This is a genomic window from Streptantibioticus parmotrematis, assembly GCF_019890615.1.
In the GTDB taxonomy this organism is placed as follows: Bacteria; Actinomycetota; Actinomycetes; order Streptomycetales; family Streptomycetaceae; genus Streptantibioticus_D; species Streptantibioticus_D parmotrematis.
The window spans coordinates 217,954-241,388 of sequence record NZ_JAINVZ010000001.1 but is presented as its reverse complement, the minus strand read 5'-3'; the positions used below and the strand labels follow the sequence as shown (position 1 = coordinate 241,388).

Here is a 23,435-nt window from a genome sequence, read left to right as displayed (position 1 = left end):
CGCGAGGGCCGGGGCCTGCTGCCGCGAGGGCCAGGGCCTACTGCTCCAGCCGTCGCATCGCCGGGCCCAGGGAGCGGGCGCAGCGGTTCAGGCCGCGCCACGGGTCGCCGTGCTTCTCCAGCCGGTCGCCGATCGTGCGCAACGTCCACCGCTGCGGCCCGAGTCCGGGATCGTCCAGCTCGTCCCAGCCGATCGGCGTGGCGACCGGGGCGTGCGGCCTGGCGCGCACCGCGTAGGGGGCGACGGAGGTCTGGGCGTAGGCGTTGCGCTGGATGTCGAGATAGAGACGGCCCTCGCGCTTGTCCTTGCGCACCTGCGTGGTGAGCCGGTCGGGGTGGCGGGAGGCGAGGGTGTCGGCGGCGGCGCGGGCGAAGCCGCGGGCCGTGTCGAAGTCGGTCCCGCGCACCAGCGGCACGACGACGTGCAGGCCACGTGAGCCGGTGGTCATCAGGGCGGGCCGCAGCCCGAGCCCGGTGAGCAGGTCGCCCAGCTGCCGCGCGGCCCAGCGCACCGTGGCGAAGTCGCCCTCGCCGGGCGGGTCGAGGTCGAAGACCAGACGGTCCGGGCAGTCGAGTTTCTCGGTCCTGCTCAGCCAGGGATGCGGTGTCAGGCACGCCTGGTTGGCGAGGTAGACCAGGGTGGCGGCGGCGTCGCAGACCACCATGGTGACCGTGCCGCCCTCCTTGGGGACCTCGCAGGTGCGGATCCAGTCGGGGAAGTAGTCGGGAACGTCCTTGTGGTAGAAGGACCTGCCCCGGTAGCCGTCCGGGTAGCGCTCCATCACCAGCGCGCGGTCCCGCAGGTGGGGCAGCATGCGGCGGGCGACCCGGCGGTAGTGGTCGGCCAGCTCCGCCTTGGTGATGCCGTCGTCGGGGAAGAGTTCCTTGTCCGGGTGGGTCAGCTCGACGGTGCGCCCGCCGACGCGTACCCGGTCCTTCGTCGTGGTGGCCATGGTCCTCCTCGCCGTTCTCTCCGGATCCCCCGGCTCACGTAGGACAAACCCGACGCGAGACGCTCACACCTGGGCCGCCGTCACCACCAGCAGCACGGCCAGCCCGACGGCCAGCCAGCTCACGTAGTCGCCGATGTGGCCGGAGTGCAGGCGCCGCAGCGGCAGCACCACGCGCCGCCCGGTCGCGCTGAGCGTCTCGCGTGCCCGGTGTACGGCGCCCGAGGGCACCGCGGGGCCCCACACCGCCAGCGCGGCGACGACCAACGCCAGCAGGGTGGACAGCAGTCCGAGGCTGACGCCCTCGGCGGTCCAGCCGGTGGCCGGTGACGCACCGGAGGGCGCGGGGGCGGGCCCGTACAGCGCCGCCACGTAGCCCGCGCGGTCGGTGAACAGGCGTGCCGCCAGCGCGAGTTGCCGTCCGATGCCGGGCAGTACGCCGACCGCGAGGGCGCCGAGCAGCAGGACGGCGGGCACCGCCAGCATCGGCGGCGGAACCGCTCGCGAGGGGTCGCGGATCTCCGGTTCCTCGCCGCCGCCGGTCGTCTCGGGGCCCGCGTAGCGCTCCCGCGGTCGCGGTCCCGCCCCGGCGAACACCCGCGCCGCCGCGCGCAGCACCGCGCCGGCGGTGAGTGCCGAGACGCCGACGAAGACCACGAGCAGCCAGGGGAAGCGGGAGAGCGCCGCGTGCTCCAGGACCGCCTTGCCCAGGCCGGTGCCGAACGGCGGCAGCCCGGCGAGCGCGAGGCCGCCCACGGTGAACAGCACGCCGCCCAGCCGCAGTTCGCGGCCCCGGCCGTACAGTCCGTACTCGTCCACCGAGCCGTGCCGGTCGAGCAGCACGCCGGTGACGGCGAACAACGCCGCCTTCACACCCGCGTGTCCCGCGACGTACAGCGCGGTCCCGGCGACACCCTCCGGGGTCACCAGGGCCACGCCGATCAGGAACAGTCCCACGTGTCCGACGGTGGAGAAGGCGAGCATGCGCTTGAGGTGGCGTTGCTGCCAGCACATCACCGCGCCCACCACGGCGGTCAGCGCGCCGAACGCCACGAAGGTGTCACGGAAGCACGCCATGGGAATGCCGTGCGGGCCGGAGAAGACCGTCCAGTAGATCCGCGCGATGCCGTAGATCCCGAGTTCGACCATGACGCCGGACAGCAGCATGCACACCGGGGTGGGCGCGACCGCGTGCGCGTCCGGCAGCCAGAAGTGGAAGGGCGCCACCGCCGCCTTGACCAGCGGCCCGGTGAGCACCAGCACGAAGGCGGCGACCAGCAGGGCGTCCACGCGGTGGTGGGCGAGGTGCTGCCCGATCTGGGCGAAGCCGAGTTCGCCGGTGCGCGCGTACAGCAGCCCGATGCCCAGCAACGAGGCGTACGCGGCGAGGGAGTTGACGATGCCGAAGGTCAACGCGCCCTGGAGCGGGCGCGGGTCCTCGATGCGGAAGCCGGTGAGCGCGTAGGCGACGGCGCCCATCAGCTCGAAGAAGACGAAGGCGTTGAACAGGTCGCCGGTGAGCGCGAATCCGCACATCCCGGCCTCGAAGACGAGGATGAGCGCGGGGAACGTCCCCGGGTGCTCGGTGGGCGGCTGCTCGAAGTAGCGCCAGGAGTAGCCGACGACGGCCAGGATCAGGACGGCGGTGAGCAGGGCGAGTCCGATGCCGATGCGGTCGCCGACCATCACGATGCCCACGCCCTCGCCGTGCACCGGGCGCCAGCCGCCCAGCCAGGCGACGCTGCGGCCGTCGCCGGTACGGGCCCACAGCAGGGCCAGGTCGGCGACGTCGGCCGCGGCCAGGGCGGTCACCAGGCCGTCGATGGCGACACGCGGCAGCCGGCGTCCGGCGACGACGAGCAGCACCGCGCCCAGCAGGGGCACGGCGACGGCGAGGGGCAGCAGGTCCTGGGTGGGCACGTGCGCGGTCAGCCCTTCAGCCCGGTGAGCGAGTCGGGGTCGATGGTGCCGTGGCGTTTGCGCAACTGGATGGCGAGCGCCAGCAGCAGGGCGGTGACGGTCGCGCCGACCACCACGTCGGTCAGCGCGAGCGCCTGCACCACGGGGTCGACCACGGTGGTGGACTTCGGGGTGTCGGAGAAGTACGGCGAGGTGCCGCCGCGCCGGTATCCCACCGCGAGCAGCAGCACGTAGGTGGACGACTGCGCGACGGCCAGGCAGCCGATGGTGTGGATGGCGTCGCGGCTGCGCACCATGCCGTACAGGCCGATCAAGAGGATCCAGCCGGCCACCAGGTAGGGGAAGACGCTCACCGGTTCCCTCCGTCCGCGCCGGACGCGTCGTCCGGCCGTTGGCCGTCCTGGGTCGAGGGCGACTCGATCTCGACGGCCTGGTCGATGAAGTGGGCGATCAGCACGACGATGCCGGAGCCGACCTCGACGCCCACGGCGGCGTTGATGACGGGCACCAGGCCGCCCGAGGACAACTGCCCGAAGGTGCCGAGCGGCAGGACGTTCTGGAGGTACGCGGCGCCCTTGGCGATTCCCACGAAGCCCAGCGCGGCGAAGGCCCCGGCGGCGAGCGCGTCGGCGACGTCCAGCGAGGCCAGCGGCCGGATGCGTTCCAGCGCCCGGTAGTCGGCGGCGATGTACGCGAGGTGGAGTCCGGTGGCGAGGATGACGCCGCCCTGGAAGCCGCCGCCGGGCGAGAGTTGCCCGTGGGCGACGATGTAGAAGCCGGTGAGCAGGGTGATGGGCAGCATCACGGTGCCGAACAGCCGGGTGGAGGGCATCACGCGGCCGGGCGCGGGCGCCGCCTCGCGTTCGTCGCGGGCCCGCCGCAGCAGCACGATGGCGCCCAGCACCGCGGCGAACAGGATGGACTCCTCGCCGAGGGTGTCGAAGGCCCGCTGGTCGAAGTTGATGGAGGAGATGACGTTGGCGGTGCGCTGCCGGAAGGCCGCCGCGACCGCCCGGGTGCCGTAGGGGTGGACGAGTCCGGCGAAGTGCGGCAGGCCGGTGCAGGCGGCGGCGTAGAAGGCGGCGAGGACGACGGCGGCGGCGAGGAAGAGGCAGGTGCGAAGGCGTCGGCTCATCGGCGCCGCCCGCGCGCGTCCCGGCTGGGGGTGTCCGGGTCCGTGCTCTCGCCGCGCTTCCCGTCTGCGCCGTCGCCGGTGCCGCGGCGCACCTTGCGCACCGTCAGCAGGATGAGCAGCGGGGTGACGGCGGTGCCGACGGCCAGCTGCGACAGAGCGACGTCCGGCGCCTGCAACACGGTGAACAGCACGGCCAGCGCGATCCCGAGCATCGCCAGCAGGGTCGACTGGGTGACCGGGTCGCGGGCGAGGGCGGCGGCCGTGGCGCTCGCGGCGACCAGCAGCAGGGCCACCACGACGAGGTACTGGGCGATGCCGTTCATTCCGGGGAGTCCCTCTCGACCAGGTCGTCGGCCTGCGCGGTGGCCCGTCCGACCGCCATCGTGGTCACGGAGCCGCCCGCGGCGATCAGCACGCCGATGATCAGCAGTTTCACCGCCGCGCGCCCGGCACCGGTCTCCACGGCGAGCGCCAGGCAGACCAGTGGCGCGCCCAGGGTGGTCGCGGGGGTCAGCGCGTGCAGCCTTCCGTACGGACGGCTCAGCACGACCAGGCCCAACGCCGACAGCAGCAGGACGGCGATCCCGGCCACCAGCAGTGCCAGCGCGCAGACATGACGGGGCGTCATCGTTGCTCGTCCCCCGCCCGGCGCGCGGGCACGTCGTACGCGGAACCGCCGAGCAGGCGCGCGAAGACGAGGGTGCCCGCCGGGCCGAGCACGGCGAGCACCAGGCCCAGGTCGCCGTAGGAGGACCGTTGGAAGCCCTGGGCGATGAGCAGGAAGGCGACCGCGGCCACCGTGGTGGCGAGGTTGAGCCCGGCGAGCCGTTCCTGCGGCGAGTCGCGGCAGGCCACCCACACGCACGGCGGCAGCGCGAACGTCAGCAGGACCGCCGTCGCCACCAGCCAGGCGTTCACCGGCGGCCCCCGTGGGTCAGCGCGCGTTCCAGGCGGTTGGGGTCGCCCAGGGTGTGGACCTGGATCAGCTGTTCCCCCGAGTCGTGGCGCACGTCGACCACGTACGCGCCGGGCGTCGCCGACAGCAGGGCGCAGGCCCAGGCCGGGCCCGCGTCGTCGCGCAGGCGCAGGGTGTGGAAGGCGCCCTCGTCGGGGCGGCGCAGGAGGGACCGCGCGATCGCCGAGGCCAGTTGCCCGGTGTCGGTGCACACGGCGGCGGGGAACGCGAGCAGGGCGGGTCCGAGCCGCCCCTTCGCGCCCGGGCGGCCTCCGGCGGCGAGCCTGACCTGCCGGGCGACGAGCGCGACCAGCGCGGCTCCGGCCACTCCCACCACGCATTCCAGCACCGAGATCGTGCTGATGAACATCAGGTACAGCACGACCAGTGCCGCCCACCACGCCAGCACCTCGCGGACCGCCGCCGCCCCGGCACGTGCCATCGCCCCTCCTCAACGGTGTGGTCCCGCCCACGCGACCCGGCATGGCCCGGCAACCCCCGGGAGCTACGTCTACCGCCGACCCGGTGCCGTGCGCCCGGGCGCACGCCGGTGCACTCCCCCACGCCGCCCGACCGTCATTCGGACAGCGCAATCAGTACGAAGGCCTCCGCCGGCGGCCGCTAGTAGCCGAGCGCCTTCTTCAGCTCGTCCTTGTTCATCGAGGAGCGGCCGTCCACGTTGCGCCGCTGCGCCTCCGCGTAGAGCTGGTCCCTGGTCTGACCCCCCGGGCCGTGTCCCGAGCGCTGACCGCCGCGCTCGCCCGGCGACTTGTCCTGAAGCGACTGACGGCTGGCCGTGCGCGACTCGCCGGAGCGGGCCCGTTCCTTGTTGACGGTGCGGGCCGCGATCTCCTCGGCCCTGCCCTCGCTCTCCCCGCGGTCCCTCGCACTGGCCTTGATGTGCTCGTACTGCCGTTCCCGCTTGCGGTTCGATCCGGCCGGCATGGCGTTCACCTCTTCCGGTTCTGGGAGGTACGCGCTGCGTCTTCCCCTCCCCCGGGCACCTATGCGTGGGCCGTTCAGGGGTTCCACGCGGGGTACTCGGGGCAACGGCTGACACCCGGTACCGGCAGGAGGAGGCTGGCGATGCGAGCGGTCGTGTGGCACGGAAAGCGGGACGTGCGGGTCGAGGACGTGCCCGATCCGGTGATCAAGGAACCGACCGACGCCGTCGTGCGGATGACGTCCTCCGGGCTGTGCGGTTCCGACCTGCATCTGTACGAGGTGCTGGCGCAGATCCGGTTCCGCATGGGGCAGGCGAACGTGCGGCGCTGGTTGGACGACGTCCTGCCGCTGCCGACGGAGGTGGACCCGCTGGGCGTGGACGACTTCGCGACGCACCGGGTGCCGCTGGAGAACGCGGCGGAGGCCTACCGGACCTACCAGCGCAAGGAGGACGGCGCGATCAAGTTCCTGCTGCGGCCGTGAGTTGACGGCCCGGAGAGCCGGACGCAACCGGTCGACCGGTCCTTTTGGCACCCGGTGCCGATTTGCCTCCGGGGCGCGACAACTCCGGCTGCCGAAGCGCTGGTTACCGGCCGGTTGCAACTCGTTCACCGAACCCGGTGGACAGGACGGTCGGCGCGGGGTTTTGCTGTTCTTCCCACACCGCTCCCGGCGGACGGGCCCATCGGGCCGGTCGGCGGGGCCGGGCGGGAAGGAGGCACGCGCGATGGACGACGAGTTCGACATCACCTCGGTGTGCGATGCCGGCGGCGAGACGGTCCTCGCGGTCTCCGGCGAGGTCGACGTGGCGACCGGCGAGCTGCTCCACCGCCGCCTGGCCCAGGTGCTGGCGCACCGGCGCGACCTCGTGGTGGACCTGTCCGGCGTGACCTTCTTCGACTGCTCGGGGCTGCGCGTGCTGATGGCGGCGCGGCGCAGGGCGGCGCTCGCGGGCGTGGGCCTGCGGCTGCGCGGGCTGTCGCCGTCGGTGGAGAAGGTCCTGAGGTTCACCCGGCTGCGGTCGGTCTTCACCGTGGAACCGGACCCGGACTCCTGCGTGCGGACGCTTCCGGCACGGCCCGGACGGCGTCCGCCGGGCGGCCCCGGATTCGCCCATTCGGCCTAACGGGTACGGCTCGGCCGACTACGCCGCCGCCTCGCGCACCTCGTCCACGACCCCCTTGTCCAGCGCGGCACGCACCAGCGCCGCCGCGAACACCGCCCGCTCCCCGCGGCTGACGAGTCCGGCCAGCTTCTCCGGCGTTTCCGGCAGCCCGAGCCGCTTCGCGCCCTGGACCGCCTTGCCGTCGAAGAGCGGTCCGACCTCGGGCCACAGCGACTGCACCTCGCGCAGGAAGATGTCGGCGCCGACCGGCCCGAGCCCGGGGACCCGGCGCAGTTCCCCGCGCAGGTGGTCCGGGTCGCCGTCCGCCTCCTCGCGTACCCGCCGCAGGTCGCCGCCCCAGACGTCCAGCACGAGCTGCGCGCCTTCGCCCAGCTGGGTGGCGGTGCGCTCGTCGTAGCGGCGGTAGTGGCCCTCGCCGAGGGCGTCCACCCGCTGCTGCCAGGTCGCGTCGCGCATCCCGCGCGGGCTGCGCATGCCGTGCTCGAACAGCGCGCGGGCCGAGTCGGTCGCGACCGAGGCCTTGATGCGGGCGCTGAGCAGGCAGGCCATGACGAGGACCTGGTAGAGCGGCTGCGGGGTGTCGCGCAGCCGTATGCCGGCGTCCTGCGCGTAGGTGCGGCCCTCGGTGGACAGCAGCGTCCTGGCTGTCTCCCGGTCGTTCCGTGTCGTCGCGACCATGGTCAGGTCACCTTCCGCTCCGAGACCAGCGGGTCGTGGCCGACGCTCATCAGCCGGTGCCGCCAGGCGGGGTCGCCCGCGCGCGGTTCCAGCTCGGCGTCGTCGCCCCGCTCGCGCCGTACGGTGTCCACCACCTCGTACATGGTGGCCACGTCGGCGTCGGTCAGGTCGGTGCGGCGCTTGGCGAGGATCTCCACGACGCGCTCGCCCAGCTCGGGCCTCAGGTCCTCGGGGGGCGGCTCGGTCCGTTCCCCGGAGGCGTCGGTGCGCAGCCAGGCGCTCAGTTCGGCGGAGGTCATGTTCACCACCGTGTGGAACTCTTCCCACAGGGCGTCCATTTCGAGGGCGGGAATGCCGGTCATCGGTTGCCTCCTCGTGTCGGTCGTCCGGGGCACCTCGTGCCCCGGCCCCGGACGGTTCGCGTGCCCGCGCCGGGCTCAGGGAAACGCGCGCGTCACGTCGGGACGCAGGGTGAGCCCATGGCCCGCGGCGCCGTTCGCACCGGGCCGTATCGCACCGCCCGCCGGGTCGAGCACCCCCTCGAACAGCAGCGACTCGATGCGGACGTGGTCGTGGAACCACTCCAGGTGGCGGACGTTCGGCACGCTCGCGGCGACGTGGGCGTGCGCGTGCGGGGCGCAGTGGCCGGAGATCTCCAGCCCGTGCACGGCGGCCGCGGCGGGCGTGGCCAGACTTGTCACCGGGCTCGTGCGGCGCCGGGGGCGGCGGGGCCGAGGCTGAGGCGTCATCGGGTTCGCGCGGCGGGCCCGAGGGAGCGGGTGTCAGCCCGGGTGGGTGCGCTGGTTGAAGTGGTCCGCCGCCCGGTCGCCCAGGGTGGTCAGCCGGTCGACGACCCTGGAGCCGAGCCGTTCGCGCGCTCCGGCGCCGGTCACGCCTTCGCGTTCCGCGTCCGTCCCGGCCCCCGGCAGCATCCGCGCCGCGACCGACATCAGCCGGGTCGTCGTCGCCGGGGCGATCCCGTGCGCCCGTACGGCCGTCTTGGCCAGCGGGGTCAACACCAGCTCGGGCCGCCGGCGCTCGGCGGCACGGACGATGGCGCGGGCGGCGCGCTCGGCGTTCATCGACACCAGCGGCAGCGACGCGCCCGGCGCGAACCACGCGTACTCGTGCGCGGCGTCACCGTGGAAGAGCGCGGCGGTGTGCGAACCGGTGCGCATCAGCCCCGGCAGGACGGTGGTCACGCTGATCCCCTGCGCCGCCAGCTCCGTGCGCAGCCCCTCCGACCAACCGGTGACGGCGAACTTGGCGGCGGCGTACGGCAGCAGGTGCGGCGGGGCGACCCGGCCGCCGATGGAGCCGATGTTCACGACGCGGGCGCCGGGCCGCTCACGCAGTCCCGGCAGCGCGGCCAGGGTCAGCCGCAGCGGCGCGAAGAACATGGTTTCCATGGCGTCCCGGTACTGCTGCTCCCCCATCGCCTCCAGCGCGCCGACCTGGATCACGCCCGCGTTGTTGACCAGCACGTCGAGGCTGCCGAGACGCTCCGTCACCGCGTCCAGCAGCCGCTGCGGCGTCTCGGGGGCGTTCACGTCGCAGGCCAGCGAGGCGACGTCGGCGCCCCGGGCCCGCAGGGCCGCCTCCGCGGCGACGAGCTGCCGCTCGCCCCGGGCGCAGAGCATCACCCGGCAGCCCCGGTCGGCCAGTTCGCGGGCGATCAGCAGGCCGAGTCCCCGCGAGGAACCGGTGACCAGCGCGGTGTGCCCGCGCAGCGGCGAGCCGTCCCCGTGCGGTCCGAACGATGTCATCAACGGCCTCCTGACGTCCTGCGGCCCGTACGCTCCGGGGCCGCCCGGCGTGCTGCCGCTCCCCGGGTACCCGTGCCACGGGCTTCAACCCCGGCGCGCTCCGCGGGGCATCCGGCGCGCCTTCTTGGGGCATTGAGTGCCCTGTTGAGGCATCGAGTGTCATTTCGCCCGAGTGGCTACGTTTCGCGCGCGGCCGTGCCTGCTCAGTGCCATCGTGAAGGGTGCCCTCTCCCCAGACGGAGCAGCGGGCGACGGACGACGGACGACGAAGGAGAACGCGATGCAGACGAAGCCGGCGGGACACCGGGACGTGGAGGACGCCGAGGCGGACCAGGCGCACCGCTCGCGCACGAAGGTCGCCGGGATCCCGGCCGTCGACTGGTCCCGGCTGTCCGAGGCGGACGACGACCGCGAGTCGCACATCATCCTCGGCGAGGACTGAGCGTCCGGTCAGGGGGCGGTGGGGAACCCGGCCGGGCGGCGCACGGGGGCGGCGACGCGCCCCACCCGGATATGTTCGCTCGTATGTTCGGTTCGGCCTAGACTGGCCGCATGTCCGTCCCGTTCCAAGGCTCGCTCTTCGGTGTCACCGAGGAGATCGGCCTGCGTCCGCTGGACGGCCTGTCCCGTACACCGCTCGCGCACGGCGCCTGGATCGACGTGCTGCCGGGCTGGCTGACCGGCGCCGACCAGCTCTTCGACGTGCTGGCCTCGGACGTGCCCTGGCAGGCGGAGCGGCGGCAGATGTACGAGCGGCGGGTCGCCGTGCCCCGCCTTCTGGCGCACTACGGCGAGGACGACCCGCTGCCGCACCCCGTGCTCGACCGGGCCCGCCGGGCGCTCGGCGAGCACTACGCGGACGAGCTGGGCGAACCCTTCCGCACGGCGGGTCTGTGCTACTACCGGGACGGCCGCGACAGCGTCGCCTGGCACGGCGACCGCATCGGGCGGGGCGCCCGGCACGACACCATGGTCGCCATCGTCTCGGTGGGCGAACCGCGCGTCCTGGCGCTGCGGCCCAGGGACGGCGGCACCGGTGTCAGGCAGCGGCTGGGCCACGGGGACCTGATCGTGATGGGCGGCTCCTGCCAGCGCACGTGGGACCACGCGGTGCCCAAGACCGCGCAGTCGGTGGGCCCGCGCGTCAGCATCCAGTTCCGGCCACGCGGCGTCGCCTGACCTCGGGTGTCCGGCCCGGTGAATCACCATCGTCCCGTGGGGCACCCGTGAGGTGACCGCGCGAGAATGGCGTGGGCCGCCGCGCAGGCGGGCGGCACGCACGACGCCGAAGGGCCCGCAACGTGACAGCACGCGACACCGCATCCGGCACCACGGCATCCGCCACCGGCCGCGAGACGCCGGGACGCGACCACCGCTGGTCGGCGCTGGCGGTCTGCCTGGTCGCCGGGTTCATGACGCTCCTGGACGTCAGCATCGTCAACGTCGCCCTGCCCACCATCAAGGTCGGGCTGCACACCTCCGACAGCGCGCTGCAATGGGTGCTGTCCGGGTACGCGCTCACCTTCGGGCTCGCACTGGTCCCGGCCGGACGCTTCGGGGACGCCCGCAGCCGCCGGGCGGTCTTCATGGCGGGACTCGCGCTGTTCACGGCGACCAGCGCGCTCGCGGGCGCCGCGCAGAGCCAGGAGTGGCTGGTGCTGGCCCGGCTGGCGCAGGGCATGGCCGGCGGCATCCTGGTCCCGCAGGTCTCCGGCTTCATCCAGCAGCTCTTCCGGGGCGCCGAACGCGGCAAGGCCTTCGGGCTGCTCGGTGCGACGATCGGCATATCGACCGCCATCGGCCCGCTGCTCGGCGGCCTGCTGATCCAGGCGTTCGGCGTCACCGAGGGCTGGCGCTGGGTCTTCTACGTCAACCTGCCGATCGGTGTGATCGCTCTGCCGGTGGCCTACCGGCTCCTGCCCGCGCCGACCGCGCCGGACGGCGACACGCCGCGAGGCGAGGCCACCGAGGGCGGCAAGGGGTCGCGGCGCGGCCGGTTCGACCCGCTCGGTGTGTGCCTGCTGGGCGCCGGCACCGTGTCGCTGCTGCTGCCGTTCGTCCAGGAGCAGCAGTGGCACAGCCCCGCCAAGTGGTGGCTGGTGCTGGTCGCGGCGGTGCTGCTGGCCGCGTTCGTGGGCTGGGAGCTGCGCTACGCCCGGCGCGGGGAACCGGTGGTCAACATGAGCCTGTTCCGGGCCCGCTCGTTCTCCCTGGGGACGCTGCTGTCGCTGCTGTACTTCGCCGGGTTCACCGCGATCTTCTTCATCTTCACGCTCTACCTGCAGAGCGGGCTGCGCTACACGGCGCTCGACGCGGGACTGGCGATCACGCCGTTCGCGCTGGGGTCGGGTGCGGCCGCGGCGGTCGGCGGCCGGGTGGTGCACCGGTTCGGCAGGCCACTGGTGACCGCCGGGCTGCTGATGGTGGTCGTCGGCCTGGTCGGCGCGACGATCGCGGTGCACGTGGCGTCGGGGCGGAACGTGGGCTGGGAGACGGCCGCTCCGCTGCTGTTCGCCGGACTCGGCAGTGGACTGGTGATCTCCCCCAACCAGACGCTCACCCTGGGCGAGGTGCCGGTGCGGCGAGCGGGCAGCGCGGGGGGAATGCTTCAGACGGCGCAGCGGATCGGGTCCGCGGTGGGGATCGCGGCGGTCGGCTCGGTGTTCTTCGCCCGGGTGGCCGCGCATCCCACGGACTGGGCGGGCGCCTTCCAGACCGGCGTGCTGGTGGCCACCGCCTTCGTGGTGGTGGCGTTGCTGGTCTCCCTGGCCGACGTGCTCGGCGGACGGTTCTCGGGGCGGGGCAACCGCGCCGCGAAGTAGCGGTGCCCCTCCTGGCGTGCGTTCTTCTCCTGCCGTGCGTTCTTCACGGGTGCCGTTCGAGCGGATTCGTGGCTCGTCCGTGGCTCAGTAGCGGTGCTCCTCGACGTCCACGATCGGGGCCGCCGGGCTGGGCGGCTGCATCCTGCGCCGCTTGAAGATGCTGACGTAGACGGCGAGGCCGATGATGCCGACCGCCATCATGATCAGACCCACCAGCGCCACGTTGACGCCCTTGACGTGCAGGTCGACGGCGAACGTCAGTATCGCCCCCAGACCGATCAGGCCGATGCATCCTCCGATGCCCATCGTGCTCGCCTCCGTAGCTGGTTGGTGCTTCGGTCACGCGGCTGCGCCTACCCCGGCCGTCAACGGGCATGCAGGCGGCGCCCGTTGGACACGACGAACTCGCAAGCTCCCGTACCGATGGCCGGCTGGCGGCGGCAGACGGTCGAGCAGGGCCGCGAACTGCCGGGCGCGGCGATCCGACTGGCGGGTCGGTGCGGGAGCGGGTGGAGGGGCTGGAGAGCGTGCGGGTCTTCGTGGAGGGCACGCGGCCCGGCTGGCGAAGGCTCTCAGCCCTCGCGCAGGGTCGGCAGCACCCGGGTGCGGTAGAAGTCGAAGAAGCCCTGCTGCTGCGGTCCGATCTGGTTGACGTACACCTCGTCGAAGCCCGCGTCGGCGTACGCCCGCACGGCGGCGACGTGGGCGTCCACGTCGCCGCCGCACGTGACGGCGTCCGCCACCATCTCCTCGGTCACCAGCGTGTTCGCCTGCTCGAAGTGGCGTGGCGTGGGCAGCATCTGGGCGAGTTCGCCGGGCAGTTGCTCGTTGGCCCACAGCCGGTGCGCGGTGCGGACCGCCTCGGCGCGGTCGGTGCCCCAGCACACCTTGAGGCCGCCGAGGACCGGTTTGCCCGCGCCGCCGGACTTGCGGTACTGCTCCACCAGCGACTCGTCCGGCATCATCGTCACGAAGCCGTCGCCGACGCGTCCGGCGAGCGCGGCGGCCTGCGGCCCGAAGCCGGAGACGTAGATCGGCACCGGCTCCTCGGGCAGCGTGTACAGGCGGGCGTTCTGCACGGTGTAGTGCGTGCCGTGGTGCGAGACCTCCTCGCCGGTGAACAGCCGCCGGATCACCCCGAGCGCCTCCTCCAGCATCTCGGTGCGCACGGTCGCCTCGGGCCAAGGGCCGCCCAGGACGTGCTCGTTGAGCGCTTCGCCGGTGCCGATGCCGAAGCGGAAGCGGCCCCCGGTCACCACGCCGGAGGTGGCCGCGGCCTGAGCGATCACCGCCGGGTGGGTGCGTACCGTCGGGCAGGTGACGAACGTGGTCACCGGCAGCGAGCTGACCTGGGACAGGGCGCCGATCATCGACCAGACGAACGCGCTCTGGCCCTGCTCGCGGTTCCACGGGTGGTAATGGTCGGAGATGGCCAGCGCCTCGAAGCCGGCCTGCTCGGCCATCCGTGCCTGGTCGAGGAGTTGGGCCGGGGTGAACTCCTCGCAGGACAGAAGGTATCCGTAAGCCGTCATGGCGCGACCTCACTCCTTGCCGGACTTCGAGCCGCCGGGCAGGAACTCCTGGACCTTGGCCTTGAAGCCCTGCCGAACCATGGAGGCGCGGTCCGGGTCGCCCTGCACGACGGCTGCGGCCGCGGCCTCGATCTGGTCCCAGGTGGCGTGCGGCGGGATCGGCGGCACGGCCGGGTCGGTGCGGAAGTCGATGACGTACGGCCGGTCGGCGGCGAGCGCGGCACGCCAGGCGTCCGCGACCTGGCCGGGCTCCTCCACCCGGCTGCCCAGCAGCCCGAAGGAGACCGCGACGTCGGCGTAGCGCACGTCGGGGAGGGCCTGGGACTCGACGAACTGCGGAGCGCCGGACATCGCCCGCATCTCCCAGGTCACCTGGTTGAGGTCCTGGTTGTTGAAGACCGCGACCACCAGGCGCGGATCGCTCCAGTCCCGCCAGTACTTGGCCGCGGTGATCAGCTCGGCCAGGCCGTTCATCTGCATCGCGCCGTCACCGACCAGGGCGATCGCCGGGCGTTCCGGGTGGGCGAACTTCGCCCCGATCGCGTACGGCACCCCGGGCCCCATCGTGGCCAGCGTGCCGGACAGCGAACCGCGCATGCTGCCGCGCATCCGCAGGTGGCGGGCGTACCAGTTGGCTGCGGAGCCGGAGTCGGCGCTCACGATGGCGTCGTGCGGCACCTGTGCGTCGAGGGCCTGGACGACGTACTCGGGGTTGACGGGGTCGGCCTCCACCGCGGCCCTGCGCTCCATCACCTCGCGCCAGCGCGAGACGTTCGACTCGACGGTCTTGCGCCACTTGTGGTTCTTGTTCTTCTTCAGCCTCGGCAGCAGCTTGCGCAGCGTCTCGCGGGAGTCGCCGACGAGGTTGACCTCGAAGGGGTAGCGCAGGCCGACCATGCCGGGGTCGGCGTCGATCTGCACGGCGCGCGCCTGCCCGAACTCCGGCAGGAACTGCGCGTAGGGGAAGCTGGATCCGATGACCAGCAGCGTGTCGCAGTCGTGCATCATCTCGTACGACGGGCGGGTGCCGAGCAGTCCGATCGAACCGGTGACGTACGGCAGGTCGTCGGTCAGGACGTCCTTGCCCAGCAGGGCCTTGGCGACGCCGGCGCCGAGCAGGTCGGCGACCTCCTGGACCTCGGCGGCCGCGGCCTTCGCGCCCTGGCCGATCAGGATGGCCGTCTCCTCCCCGGCGTTGAGGACTTCGGCGGCGCGGTCGATGTCGCCGTCTCCCGGCACCGGCAGCGACTCGGAGACGCCGAGGCTGGAGGGCACCATCTTGAACGCGTGGGTGGGCGGCGTGTAGTCCAGTTCCTGCACGTCCGCCGGGACGATGATCGCGGTGACGGTCCGTCGTGTGTACGCGGTGCGGATGGCGCGGTCGAGGACGTTAGGCAGTTGCTCGGGGACGTTGACCGTCTCGCAGAACGCGCCCGCGACGTCCTTGTACAGCGACGCGAGGTCGACCTCCTGCTGGTAAGAGCCCCCCATCGCGCTGCGGTTGGTCTGGCCGACGATGGCGACCACCGGCACGTGGTCGAGCTTGGCGTCGTACAGTCCGTTGAGCAGGTGGATCGCGCCCGGCCCCGAGGTCGCGGCGCACACGCCGAGGCGGCCGGAGAACTTGGCGTAGCCGACGGCCTCGAAAGCGGCCATCTCCTCGTGCCGGGCCTGGACGAAGCGCGGGTTGTCGTCGGCGCGGCCCCAGGCGGCCAGCAGCCCGTTGATGCCGTCGCCGGGGTAGGCGAAGACGTGGTCGACACCCCAGTCCCGCAGACGTTCCAGGATGTAGTCGGAAACCTTGCCAGCCATGACTCTCCGTTCGGCCGCCGTCACCTTTCTGCCGCTCCTGCGGTTCCGGGTAACCGCGCGGCGCCGTTCGAAACAGGCACGGGCGAGGGCCCGGGCGGGCGGGCGACCATGAGTTTCGGTGCGAAATGCCCGGGTACGCGTGGCGCGGACCAGAACATCCGATCCGGAAGGTCGTGAACACCATGAAGGTCGCGTTCCTCGTGGCGCCCGAAGGGGTCGAGCAGGTCGAGTTGACGGATCCGTGGCAGACGGTGAAGGACTTCGGCGCCACCCCGGAACTGGTGTCGACCGACTCCGGCACGATCCAGGGGTTCCACCACCTCGACAAGGGCGACACCTTCCCGGTGGACCGCACGGTGGACTCGGTCTCCCCCGGTGACTACGACGCGCTGGTGCTGCCCGGCGGCGTGGCGAACCCCGACTTCCTGCGCACGAACGAGAAGGCGGTGGCGTTCGCCAAGGGCTTCTTCACCGCGGGCAAGCCGGTCGCCGCGATCTGCCACGGCCCGTGGACGCTGGTCGAGGCGGACGTCGTACGCGGCCGCACCCTCACGTCGTGGCCGAGCCTGAAGACCGACATCCGCAACGCGGGCGGCAGTTGGGTGGACGAGGAGGTCAAGGTCTGCGACGCGGGCCCGAACACCCTGATCACCAGCCGCAAGCCGGACGACCTCAAGGCCTTCGGCCAGGCACTGACTCAGGCGCTCAAGTCGGCCGGTTCCGGCGGCAAGTGAGGCGGCGCGGCGCGCAGGTGAGGCGGCCCGGCACGGCGAAGGACGTCACCGGGGCGAGCGGAGGAAGGTGGGCGGTGTGAAGTTCGGGATCGCGACGTTCCCCACCGACGAGGGGATCGCCCCCGCGCCGTTGGGACGTGCCCTGGAGGAGCGCGGGTTCGACTCGCTGTTCGTCGCCGAGCACAGTCACATCCCGGCCGAACGCACCTCGCCGTACCCGGGCGGCGGTGACCTGCCGCGCGTCTACTACCGCACGCTCGACCCCTTCGTGGCGCTCACCGCCGCCGCGACGGTCACCGAACGCCTGCTGGTCGGCACCGGCATCGCGCTGGTGTCGCAGCGCGACCCCATCCACACCGCGAAGCAGATGGCCTCGCTGGACCTGGTCTCGCGGGGCCGGGCCGTCTTCGGGGTAGGGGTCGGCTGGAACAAGGAGGAGATGCGCGACCACGGCACCGATCCCACGACACGCGGGCGTCTGGTCAACGAACGCCTGCGTGCCATACGGGAGTTGTGGACCGAGGAACTGGCCGAGTTCCACGGCGAGTTCGTGGACTGCGGACCGTCGTTCTGCTGGCCCAAGCCGCTGCGCAAACCGCATCCCCCCGTCTACGTCGGCGGTGGCGAGGCCGCGTTCGGCCGGGTGGCGGAGTTCGGCGACGCCTGGCTCGCCAACAGTCTTCCGCCCGACCGGCTCGGCCCGCTGATGGAGCGGCTGCGCGAGCGGGCCGGCCGGGACGTGCCGGTCACGGTGTACGCGATCCCGAGCGACCCCGAGATGATCGAGGGCTACGTGCGGCTCGGCGTCGAGCGGTTGCTGTTCCACCTGCCGACCGAGCCCGAACGGGGGACGTACGCGCGGCTCGACGAGTTCGCGGGGCTGGCCGCGGCGTTCCGCTGAGCGTGAGCCTCCGGGGCGAGCCCGGTGCTCGGCGGGAGGGCCGCGAGAGGCCTGCCAGAGGCGGAGGCGCGATGGCCACGATGACGGCCGAAGGGGCGCGTGAGCGGTTCGCCGCCGCGCGCGTGGCCCGGCTGGCCACCGCCGACGCGGACGGGCGCCCGCACGTGGTGCCGGTGGTGTTCGCGGTCGACGGGGACGCCGTGCTGATGGCGGTCGACCACAAGCCCAAGCGCTCTCGCGCCTTGAAGCGCCTGGCCGACATCGCCGCCAATCCGGCGGTCTGCCTGCTGGCGGACGGCTACCAGGAGGACTGGGACGCGCTGTGGTGGGCGCGCGCCGACGGCACGGCTCGCGTGCGGCCGGCCGACGAACGGGGCGACGACCCCGCGATCGCGGCGCTGGTCGCCAAGTACCCGGCGCAGTACGGCGACCGGCCGCCACCAGGACCCGTGATCGAGGTGACCGTCACCCGCTGGTCGGGCTGGACCGCCGCGGGCTGAGATTCCTCCGCGGGGCGTCTGCGAAGCGCACGTACGCACGCCCTCAACAGGTGATCTCGACAGATGACGTTGACAGGTGACGTTGACAGGCGACCTTGACGGGCGGCCGGTCAATAGGTGACCCGATTGACACGTGTCTTTTGGGTCACCTATCGTGGGCGCATGGACGAGGACGTCGACGAGGGCGCGGTGTTCAAGGCGCTGGCCGATCCCACCCGCCGGGCGCTGCTCGACGCGCTGCGTGAGCGGGACGGGCAGTCGCTGGGCTCGCTCCAGGCCGGGTTCGAGACCACCCGGTTCGCGGTGATGAAGCATCTGCGGACACTGGAGGAGGCCGGTCTGGTGGTCACCAGACGGCAGGGCCGGGAGAAGCTCCACTTCCTCAATCCCGTTCCCATCCGGCTCGTCCACGACCGGTGGGTGAGCAGGTACGCCGAGCCCTGGGCGGCGACGCTCACCGGGCTCAAGAGGCAACTGGAGACTTCCATGCAACAGGTCTTCGAGATCTACATCCGCACCACTCCGGAGCGGCTGTGGGAGGCGATCACCGACCCCGAGGCACGCGCCGCCTACAACTTCGGCGTCGCGGCGCTGACCGACTGGACGCCCGGCTCCCGCTTCGAGATGCGCCACACCGCCTCCGGCACGCTGATCGGCGAGGGCGAGACGCTGGAGGCCGATCCCCCGCGACGGCTCGTGCAGACGATGACGGCGCTGTGGAGCGACGAGGTGAAGGCCGAGGGCGCGAGCCGGATCACCTGGGAGATCGAGCCGATCGCCGAGGACTCCTGCCGCCTCACGGTCACCCACGACCGGCTGCGCCAGGGCGCCAACCCGGAGCTGTACGGCGGCTGGCCGATGATCCTCTCCGGCCTGAAGACCTGGCTGGAGACCGGCGAGAGGCTGACCACCCCGGGGTCGCTGCGCTACGGGTGAACCGGCGGACGGCGGCCTCACCCGGGTGGACGTACGCTGGCGGAAAGGCGCCGCGCACGCCGTCGCGCCGGACACTCCCGCCACTCCCGCACCGTCGCAGTGGAGGCCGTCATGGCCGGTCGTTGGGGCTTTCTCACCACCCCCCGCGTCAGCCGCCCGCGCCGACCGGTCCCGGAGCGGCTCACGGACTGGCGGGAGGTCTACGACGGCCGTCCGCTGCTGCCGGTCGTCAGCGCCCAGGCGGGCCGGTGCATGGACTGCGGCATCCCCTTCTGCCACTCGGCCTGTCCGCTGGGCAATCTGATCCCCGAGTGGAACCTGCTGGTAGAGGCGGACGACTGGGCGGCGGCGAGTGAACGGCTGCACGCCACCAACAACTTCCCCGAGTTCACCGGCAGGCTCTGCCCGGCCCCCTGCGAGGACGGCTGCGTGGTCGCCATCGACGCCGACCCGGTGACGATCAAGGACGTCGAGGTGGCCATCGCCGACCAGGCCTGGCGCGCGGACCGGGTGCGCCCGGTCCGCCCGGGCCGGTCGACCGGCCGGAGCGTCGCGGTCGTCGGTTCCGGCCCGGCGGGCCTGGCCGCCGCCCAGCAGCTGGTGCGCGCGGGACACGCGGTGGACGTCTACGAGCGCGACGACCGCGCCGGAGGCCTGCTGCGCTACGGCATCCCCGACTTCAAGATGGAGAAGAGCCATCTCGACCGTCGTCTGGGCCAGTTGACCGCCGAGGGCGTGCGGTTCCACACCGACGCCGAGGTGGGGGTGCGTCCCGCCGCCGACGAGCTGGCCGCCGGGCACGACGCCGTCGTGGTCGCGATCGGCGCCACCGCCTGGCGCGAACTCCCCGTCCCGGGGCGTGAGTTGGCGGGCGTGCACCAGGCGATGGAGTACCTGCCGCAGGCCAACCGGGTCAGCCGGGGCGAGTGGTCGTCGCCGCCCGTCACGGCCCGGGGCAAGCACGTGGTCATCGTCGGCGGTGGGGACACCGCGGCCGACTGCCTGGGCACGGCGCTGCGGCAGCGGGCGGCCTCCGTCGTCCAGCTCGACATCCGCCCACACCCCGGCCACCGCCGCTCCCCCGACGAACCGTGGCCCACCTATCCGCACGTCTACCGCGCCTCCCCCGCGCACGAGGAGGGCCGGACGCTGGCCCGCGAGCGCGGCACGCGGGGCGACGCCGGGACCGGCGGGCTGCCGCTGCCCGCCACGGACGAGGACGTGCGGGTCTTCTCCGCCTCCACCGTGCGGTTCGAGGGCGACACCTCGGGGCACGTACGGGCGCTGCGGCTGGCCGACAGCGAGCCCGCGTCACGGCTGCCGGTGCCGGGCACCGAGCGGACGATCCCGGCCCAACTCGTGCTGCTGGCACTGGGGTTCACCGGGCCGCCGCCGGACGCGGAACTGCTGGGGCAGTTGGGGCTGCGGCTCGACGCACGCGGCACCATCGCCCGGGACCCCGGCTTCGGTACCGCCCGGCCCGCGGTGTTCGTCGCGGGCGACGCCGGGCGCGGCCAGTCGCTGATCGTGTGGGCGATCGCGGAGGGACGCTCCGCGGCGGCGGCCGTCGACCGCTACCTCATGGGGACGACGGACCTGCCGGCCCCGGTCACCGCGACCGACCGGCCGATCGCGGTGTGAGGTCCGGGCGCGGCGGACCGGGTGCTCAGCTCATCCATCCAGGTGCTCAGCCCTTCCAGCGGCCGGGCGCCGACCTGGGCGGTGCCTGCAGGACGGCGAAGCGCATTCCGGCCGCCGTCAGCCGGTCGATCAGCGCCGTACCCATCGCGGCGGCCGGGGTGAGCTGGCCCGCGGTGACCGGGAGGTCGTCGAAGGCCAGGGACAGCGCGGACTCGGCCAGCATCAGCGATGTCGCCCCGTAACCGGGGTCGCCGCCGGAGACCTCGGTCCACACCCGTTCCTTGCCACTGCGCCCGGCGAAGCGCACCGTGAACCAGCCCTTGGCACGCCGGCGCTCGTCCGGGCCCTCACCGGGCTTGCGAGTGTGCTCCAACGCCCGCCGCACCGGGGGCAGTTGGGCGGCGGCCAGCGCGGCCACGACACCCACCCCACCCACCAGGGCGACCGGCAGCCATTTCACCGCCGCGTTGTGCGCGTAACGGAAGTCGGGCCCGTAGTCGTCCAGCGCGGTGGCCGAGCGGGTCACCACCATGGGGTCGATCGTGGGCATCGGGAGGGTCCAGGCGCGGGCGTCCGCCGACCAGCGCGGCCCCCTCAGCACCGCACGGCTGCGGCGCCCGGCCGGGGTGGGCTCGGCCGCGCGGCGGTGACGGGCGGCCCGGACCATCGCCAGCGGCCGGGAGACCGCCATCAGCGCGGAGGCGACCGTGCCGCCGGACACCGTCCCGGCCGCCCTGACGAACCCCTCGACGAAGACGGGTGCGTCGGAAGGGAGTTGACGTACGGTCAGCAATGCTCCCAGATCGTACGGAAGGGAGTCGAAGCCGCAGGAGTGCACGATCCGGGCGCCGCTGGCCACCGCCGCGCGGTGGTGTTTCAGGTACATCAGGTCCACGAACTCGGGCTCGCCGGTGAGGTCGACGTAGTCGGTGCCCACTTCGGCGCACGCTGCCACCAGCGGTTCGCCGTACCGCAGGTACGGGCCCACCGTGGAGATGACCACCCGGGTCCGCGCGGCGAAGTCGCGCAGCGTGTCGGCCTGCGCGACTTCGGCGGTCAGCAACGGCAGCGACGCGCACGCCGGATCGAGGGCGGCCAGCCGTTCCCTGACCCGCTCCAGCTTGGCCGGATCGCGCCCGGCGAGCGCCCATCGGCACCCTTCGGGGGCGTGCCGGGCCAGGTACTCGGCGGTCAGCCCGCCGGTGAAGCCGGTCGCGCCGAACAGCACGATGTCGTACGGACGGGAGGTCCCCATATCGACCCTACTGACGAGTAGACAACGGGGTCACGCTAGGCAGCCCGGAGCCCCCGCGTCAACGGTCCCGCTCCCGCGGCGCGCCGAGCCAGTCGGCGATCGCCTCCGAGACGGGCAGTCCGGCGACGAGTTCGAAGAAGCCGAACTGCCCGGAGGCGTTGCACTCCAGGAAGGACCAGGTGCCGTCCCCGGTCACTGCGAAGTCGAAGGCCCCGTAGGCGAGTCGGGCCCGGTCCATGAACGCGGTGACCTTCGTCGCGATGTCCGGCGGCACCTCACCGGCCCGCCACCTGACCGCCTCGGGGTCGGCGTACCGCCAGTCCAGGTCGTCCAGCCCGGCGGGCGTCTCGTCGGTGCGGGCGCAGAACATCCGGTCGCCGACGACCGTCAGCCGCACGTCGTACCGCTTGTCCACCCGGCGTTGCAGGCAGGTGGCCGACCCGGCGACACCGGCGAAGTCCGCGTCGGCGGGCACGGCCGTGGTGGGCAGCGCCAGCGGCGGGTCGTCGGGCGCCCGGCCGGAGACCGACTTGCACACCAACGGCCCGTGGTCCGCCGCGAAGCGCTCGGCGGCGGACGGCTCAGTGGTCAGCAGCGTGGCGGGCACGGTGAACCCGACCGACTCGGCGACCGACAACTGCCACATCTTGTAACGGCACGCGGTGTGCGCGTCCGGGTGGTTCATCCACCGCACCCCGGGCAGCGCCCGCAGCGTGCCGTACCAGGCGTGGTCCGACTCCAGCGCGGTCCAGGCGGGTTGGTCCGCCGCGCCGAGGCCGGGCCGCCCGGGCCGCCGCACCCAGATCGAGCGGATGTCGCGCAGATCCGTGGTGCGGCGGTCGGTGGTGATCCGCCCGGCCGGGCCGCCCGCCGTGTGGACCGCCGCGAGGCCGACGGTGCGCGGGAAGTCGGCCGGGTCGACCCGCAGTACGGGGACGCCGTCGGCGTTGAGCCGCTGGACGACCATGTCGGCCGTCACGTCCTCGGCGCAGGTCAGGATCAGTACGGTCATCGGTCGTCGCGTGCGTCTCAGTCGTCGAAGTGCGTCTTGGACCCGGCGGTCGAGGTGGTGGATCCCGCGGCCAGCAGCATGGCGACGTCGAGCACCGCGGGGCTGCCGTCCGCGAGGACGTTCAACTGCTGATCCGGATCATAGGCATAGGAGGTGACCGGCTCGGGTATGGGGCTGCGAGCGTAGGTGAGTGCGAACGGCATGGCTAGTCCCAATGCTGTCGGCGGAACCCGCGCCGTGGGGAACGCGGGGCTCCGGAGGATACGGACGTGCTCGGTGGTGCGTCAGGCCTGGGTGTCGTGCCTCGGTGGGGGTGCGTCGGGGGTACCGGTCGCGGCCACCAGGACGGCGCCGTGCGACCGGAACGACGCCTGGAGCGCCTGGAAGTCCTCGAGACCGGCGGCGACGGTGGCCGGGTCCCAGGTGATGACGATGCCGACCGCCCCCCGCGCGAGTGCGGTCCGCACCCGCTGCCAGCCGGGGCGTTCCTCCAGGGGCACACCGGCCTGCTCCTCGATGACGGTGTCCACCACCCACCAGGTGCGGTGCGCCGCATGGGTCCGGCAGATCTCCGCCCGCCGCCCGGCCGTCACGGCGTCCGGCTCGCAGACGTAGACCATGGTGGGTATCGGTCCGTGCCGGTCGGGGGCGTCGGTGGGGGATGAGTAGCCAGTGGTTGCCATCAGGTGCTTGTCTCCACGTTTCCTTGTGTGTGTCGTCGCCGAGAACCACCGGTAGTGGGGGTGTCAATGGCACATACGAAGAAGAGGGGCGAGAGGTTCGCGGTGTGCGCAAGTGACCGCGTTTTTCTCTTCT

28 protein-coding genes and 3 pseudogenes are annotated in these 23,435 nt (G+C 72.9%); 11 read left to right on the top strand and 20 right to left on the bottom strand.

What is annotated here, in order from left to right:
- Positions 1–37: 37 nt before the first annotated feature.
- The 9 genes from ligD to K7472_RS01055 all read right to left on the bottom strand — a co-directional run bounded on the left by ligD (position 38) and on the right by K7472_RS01055 (position 5,904).
- A complete protein-coding gene (gene ligD / locus K7472_RS01095) occupies positions 38–952 on the bottom strand; it encodes a non-homologous end-joining DNA ligase (protein ID WP_222973037.1) in 915 nt (304 codons plus the stop codon).
- Between the two features lie 63 nt (positions 953–1,015).
- Entirely contained in the window at positions 1,016–2,869 is a 1,854-nt protein-coding gene (locus tag K7472_RS01090; RefSeq protein ID WP_308013709.1) for a complex I subunit 5 family protein, read from the bottom strand.
- An 8-nt stretch (positions 2,870–2,877) separates the two neighbouring features.
- Positions 2,878–3,222, bottom strand: a complete 345-nt coding sequence (locus K7472_RS01085; protein WP_222973035.1) for a sodium:proton antiporter — start codon at positions 3,220–3,222, stop codon at positions 2,878–2,880.
- Complete coding sequence (gene mbhE / locus K7472_RS01080) at positions 3,219–4,004, bottom strand: hydrogen gas-evolving membrane-bound hydrogenase subunit E (RefSeq protein WP_222973033.1); 786 nt, start codon at positions 4,002–4,004, stop codon at positions 3,219–3,221. The genes K7472_RS01085 and mbhE overlap by 4 nt, the downstream gene beginning before the upstream one ends.
- Positions 4,001–4,327 (bottom strand): Na(+)/H(+) antiporter subunit B, encoded by a 327-nt coding sequence (locus tag K7472_RS01075; protein WP_252394910.1) that lies wholly within the window; start codon positions 4,325–4,327, stop codon positions 4,001–4,003. Before K7472_RS01075 ends, mbhE begins: the two co-directional genes overlap by 4 nt.
- Positions 4,324–4,632 carry a cation:proton antiporter gene (locus tag K7472_RS01070; RefSeq protein ID WP_222973031.1) on the bottom strand — a complete coding sequence of 103 codons (309 nt, stop codon included), beginning with the start codon at positions 4,630–4,632 and terminating at the stop codon, positions 4,324–4,326. Before K7472_RS01070 ends, K7472_RS01075 begins: the two co-directional genes overlap by 4 nt.
- Positions 4,629–4,922 carry an MrpF/PhaF family protein gene (locus K7472_RS33150; RefSeq protein ID WP_222973030.1) on the bottom strand — a complete coding sequence of 98 codons (294 nt, stop codon included), beginning with the start codon at positions 4,920–4,922 and terminating at the stop codon, positions 4,629–4,631. Before K7472_RS33150 ends, K7472_RS01070 begins: the two co-directional genes overlap by 4 nt.
- Positions 4,919–5,401, bottom strand: a complete 483-nt coding sequence (locus tag K7472_RS01060; RefSeq protein WP_222973029.1) for a Na+/H+ antiporter subunit E — start codon at positions 5,399–5,401, stop codon at positions 4,919–4,921. Before K7472_RS01060 ends, K7472_RS33150 begins: the two co-directional genes overlap by 4 nt.
- A 179-nt stretch (positions 5,402–5,580) precedes the next feature.
- Complete coding sequence (locus tag K7472_RS01055) at positions 5,581–5,904, bottom strand: plasmid stabilization protein (protein ID WP_222973028.1); 324 nt, start codon at positions 5,902–5,904, stop codon at positions 5,581–5,583.
- 141 nt (positions 5,905–6,045) lie between these two features.
- On the opposite strand from K7472_RS01055, the pseudogene K7472_RS33625 reads away from it, so the two are divergent.
- From K7472_RS33625 to K7472_RS01040, 3 genes and pseudogenes are all read left to right on the top strand, one after another.
- Positions 6,046–6,189: pseudogene (locus K7472_RS33625) on the top strand (glutathione-dependent formaldehyde dehydrogenase); the annotation flags it as partial.
- A 3-nt stretch (positions 6,190–6,192) separates the two neighbouring features.
- A pseudogene (locus K7472_RS01045) lies at positions 6,193–6,387 on the top strand (glutathione-dependent formaldehyde dehydrogenase); the annotation flags it as partial.
- A gap of 244 nt (positions 6,388–6,631) precedes the next feature.
- Positions 6,632–7,030, top strand: coding sequence for an STAS domain-containing protein (locus tag K7472_RS01040; RefSeq protein ID WP_222973027.1), 399 nt, complete (start codon positions 6,632–6,634; stop codon positions 7,028–7,030).
- Between the two features lie 18 nt (positions 7,031–7,048).
- Here K7472_RS01040 and K7472_RS01035 read toward each other — a convergent pair whose 3' ends face one another.
- The 4 genes and pseudogenes from K7472_RS01035 to K7472_RS01020 all read right to left on the bottom strand — a co-directional run bounded on the left by K7472_RS01035 (position 7,049) and on the right by K7472_RS01020 (position 9,474).
- A complete protein-coding gene (locus K7472_RS01035) occupies positions 7,049–7,708 on the bottom strand; it encodes an HhH-GDP family DNA glycosylase (RefSeq protein WP_222973025.1) in 660 nt (219 codons plus the stop codon).
- A gap of 2 nt (positions 7,709–7,710) precedes the next feature.
- Positions 7,711–8,070 carry a DUF3140 domain-containing protein gene (locus tag K7472_RS01030; protein ID WP_222973023.1) on the bottom strand — a complete coding sequence of 120 codons (360 nt, stop codon included), beginning with the start codon at positions 8,068–8,070 and terminating at the stop codon, positions 7,711–7,713.
- A gap of 75 nt (positions 8,071–8,145) precedes the next feature.
- Positions 8,146–8,400, bottom strand: a pseudogene (locus K7472_RS01025) (enolase C-terminal domain-like protein); the annotation flags it as partial.
- Between the two features lie 90 nt (positions 8,401–8,490).
- Positions 8,491–9,474: an SDR family NAD(P)-dependent oxidoreductase gene (locus tag K7472_RS01020; RefSeq protein ID WP_222973020.1), complete on the bottom strand. Its 984-nt coding sequence runs from the start codon at positions 9,472–9,474 to the stop codon at positions 8,491–8,493.
- A gap of 280 nt (positions 9,475–9,754) precedes the next feature.
- On the opposite strand from K7472_RS01020, the gene K7472_RS01015 reads away from it, so the two are divergent.
- The 3 genes from K7472_RS01015 to K7472_RS01005 all read left to right on the top strand — a co-directional run bounded on the left by K7472_RS01015 (position 9,755) and on the right by K7472_RS01005 (position 12,296).
- Positions 9,755–9,916 (top strand): hypothetical protein, encoded by a 162-nt coding sequence (locus tag K7472_RS01015; RefSeq protein WP_222973018.1) that lies wholly within the window; start codon positions 9,755–9,757, stop codon positions 9,914–9,916.
- A gap of 110 nt (positions 9,917–10,026) precedes the next feature.
- The gene (locus tag K7472_RS01010; protein WP_222973016.1) at positions 10,027–10,653 is read left to right on the top strand and encodes an alpha-ketoglutarate-dependent dioxygenase AlkB; all 627 of its coding nucleotides are present in this window, start codon (positions 10,027–10,029) and stop codon (positions 10,651–10,653) included.
- Positions 10,654–10,886: 233 nt separating this feature from the next.
- Positions 10,887–12,296, top strand: coding sequence for an MFS transporter (locus tag K7472_RS01005; protein WP_222973531.1), 1,410 nt, complete (start codon positions 10,887–10,889; stop codon positions 12,294–12,296).
- An 84-nt stretch (positions 12,297–12,380) separates the two neighbouring features.
- On the opposite strand, the gene K7472_RS01000 is transcribed toward K7472_RS01005, so the two are convergent.
- The 3 genes from K7472_RS01000 to K7472_RS00990 all read right to left on the bottom strand — a co-directional run bounded on the left by K7472_RS01000 (position 12,381) and on the right by K7472_RS00990 (position 15,640).
- Entirely contained in the window at positions 12,381–12,602 is a 222-nt protein-coding gene (locus K7472_RS01000; RefSeq protein ID WP_222973014.1) for a DUF6458 family protein, read from the bottom strand.
- A 266-nt stretch (positions 12,603–12,868) separates the two neighbouring features.
- On the bottom strand, positions 12,869–13,828 hold the full coding sequence (locus K7472_RS00995) for an LLM class F420-dependent oxidoreductase (protein ID WP_222973012.1): 960 nt from the start codon (positions 13,826–13,828) through the stop codon (positions 12,869–12,871).
- 9 nt (positions 13,829–13,837) lie between these two features.
- The gene (locus K7472_RS00990) at positions 13,838–15,640 is read right to left on the bottom strand and encodes a thiamine pyrophosphate-requiring protein (protein WP_222973010.1); all 1,803 of its coding nucleotides are present in this window, start codon (positions 15,638–15,640) and stop codon (positions 13,838–13,840) included.
- A gap of 182 nt (positions 15,641–15,822) precedes the next feature.
- On the opposite strand from K7472_RS00990, the gene K7472_RS00985 reads away from it, so the two are divergent.
- From K7472_RS00985 to K7472_RS00965, 5 genes are all read left to right on the top strand, one after another.
- Positions 15,823–16,374, top strand: coding sequence for a type 1 glutamine amidotransferase domain-containing protein (locus K7472_RS00985; protein WP_222973528.1), 552 nt, complete (start codon positions 15,823–15,825; stop codon positions 16,372–16,374).
- A 76-nt stretch (positions 16,375–16,450) separates the two neighbouring features.
- Complete coding sequence (locus tag K7472_RS00980) at positions 16,451–17,275, top strand: LLM class F420-dependent oxidoreductase (protein WP_222973008.1); 825 nt, start codon at positions 16,451–16,453, stop codon at positions 17,273–17,275.
- A gap of 71 nt (positions 17,276–17,346) precedes the next feature.
- On the top strand, positions 17,347–17,775 hold the full coding sequence (locus K7472_RS00975; protein ID WP_222973007.1) for a TIGR03668 family PPOX class F420-dependent oxidoreductase: 429 nt from the start codon (positions 17,347–17,349) through the stop codon (positions 17,773–17,775).
- Positions 17,776–17,937: 162 nt separating this feature from the next.
- Positions 17,938–18,711: an ArsR/SmtB family transcription factor gene (locus tag K7472_RS00970; protein ID WP_222973006.1), complete on the top strand. Its 774-nt coding sequence runs from the start codon at positions 17,938–17,940 to the stop codon at positions 18,709–18,711.
- A gap of 111 nt (positions 18,712–18,822) precedes the next feature.
- Entirely contained in the window at positions 18,823–20,352 is a 1,530-nt protein-coding gene (locus tag K7472_RS00965) for a glutamate synthase subunit beta (RefSeq protein ID WP_222973005.1), read from the top strand.
- A 46-nt stretch (positions 20,353–20,398) separates the two neighbouring features.
- Here K7472_RS00965 and K7472_RS00960 read toward each other — a convergent pair whose 3' ends face one another.
- The 4 genes from K7472_RS00960 to K7472_RS00945 all read right to left on the bottom strand — a co-directional run bounded on the left by K7472_RS00960 (position 20,399) and on the right by K7472_RS00945 (position 23,302).
- Positions 20,399–21,607, bottom strand: a complete 1,209-nt coding sequence (locus K7472_RS00960; protein ID WP_222973004.1) for a saccharopine dehydrogenase family protein — start codon at positions 21,605–21,607, stop codon at positions 20,399–20,401.
- 58 nt (positions 21,608–21,665) lie between these two features.
- Positions 21,666–22,619 (bottom strand): MvdC/MvdD family ATP grasp protein, encoded by a 954-nt coding sequence (locus tag K7472_RS00955; RefSeq protein WP_222973002.1) that lies wholly within the window; start codon positions 22,617–22,619, stop codon positions 21,666–21,668.
- Positions 22,620–22,636: 17 nt separating this feature from the next.
- Positions 22,637–22,822 (bottom strand): putative ATP-grasp-modified RiPP, encoded by a 186-nt coding sequence (tgmA, locus tag K7472_RS00950; RefSeq protein WP_222973001.1) that lies wholly within the window; start codon positions 22,820–22,822, stop codon positions 22,637–22,639.
- An 81-nt stretch (positions 22,823–22,903) separates the two neighbouring features.
- Positions 22,904–23,302 carry a recombinase family protein gene (locus K7472_RS00945; RefSeq protein WP_222973000.1) on the bottom strand — a complete coding sequence of 133 codons (399 nt, stop codon included), beginning with the start codon at positions 23,300–23,302 and terminating at the stop codon, positions 22,904–22,906.
- Positions 23,303–23,435: the final 133 nt, after the last annotated feature.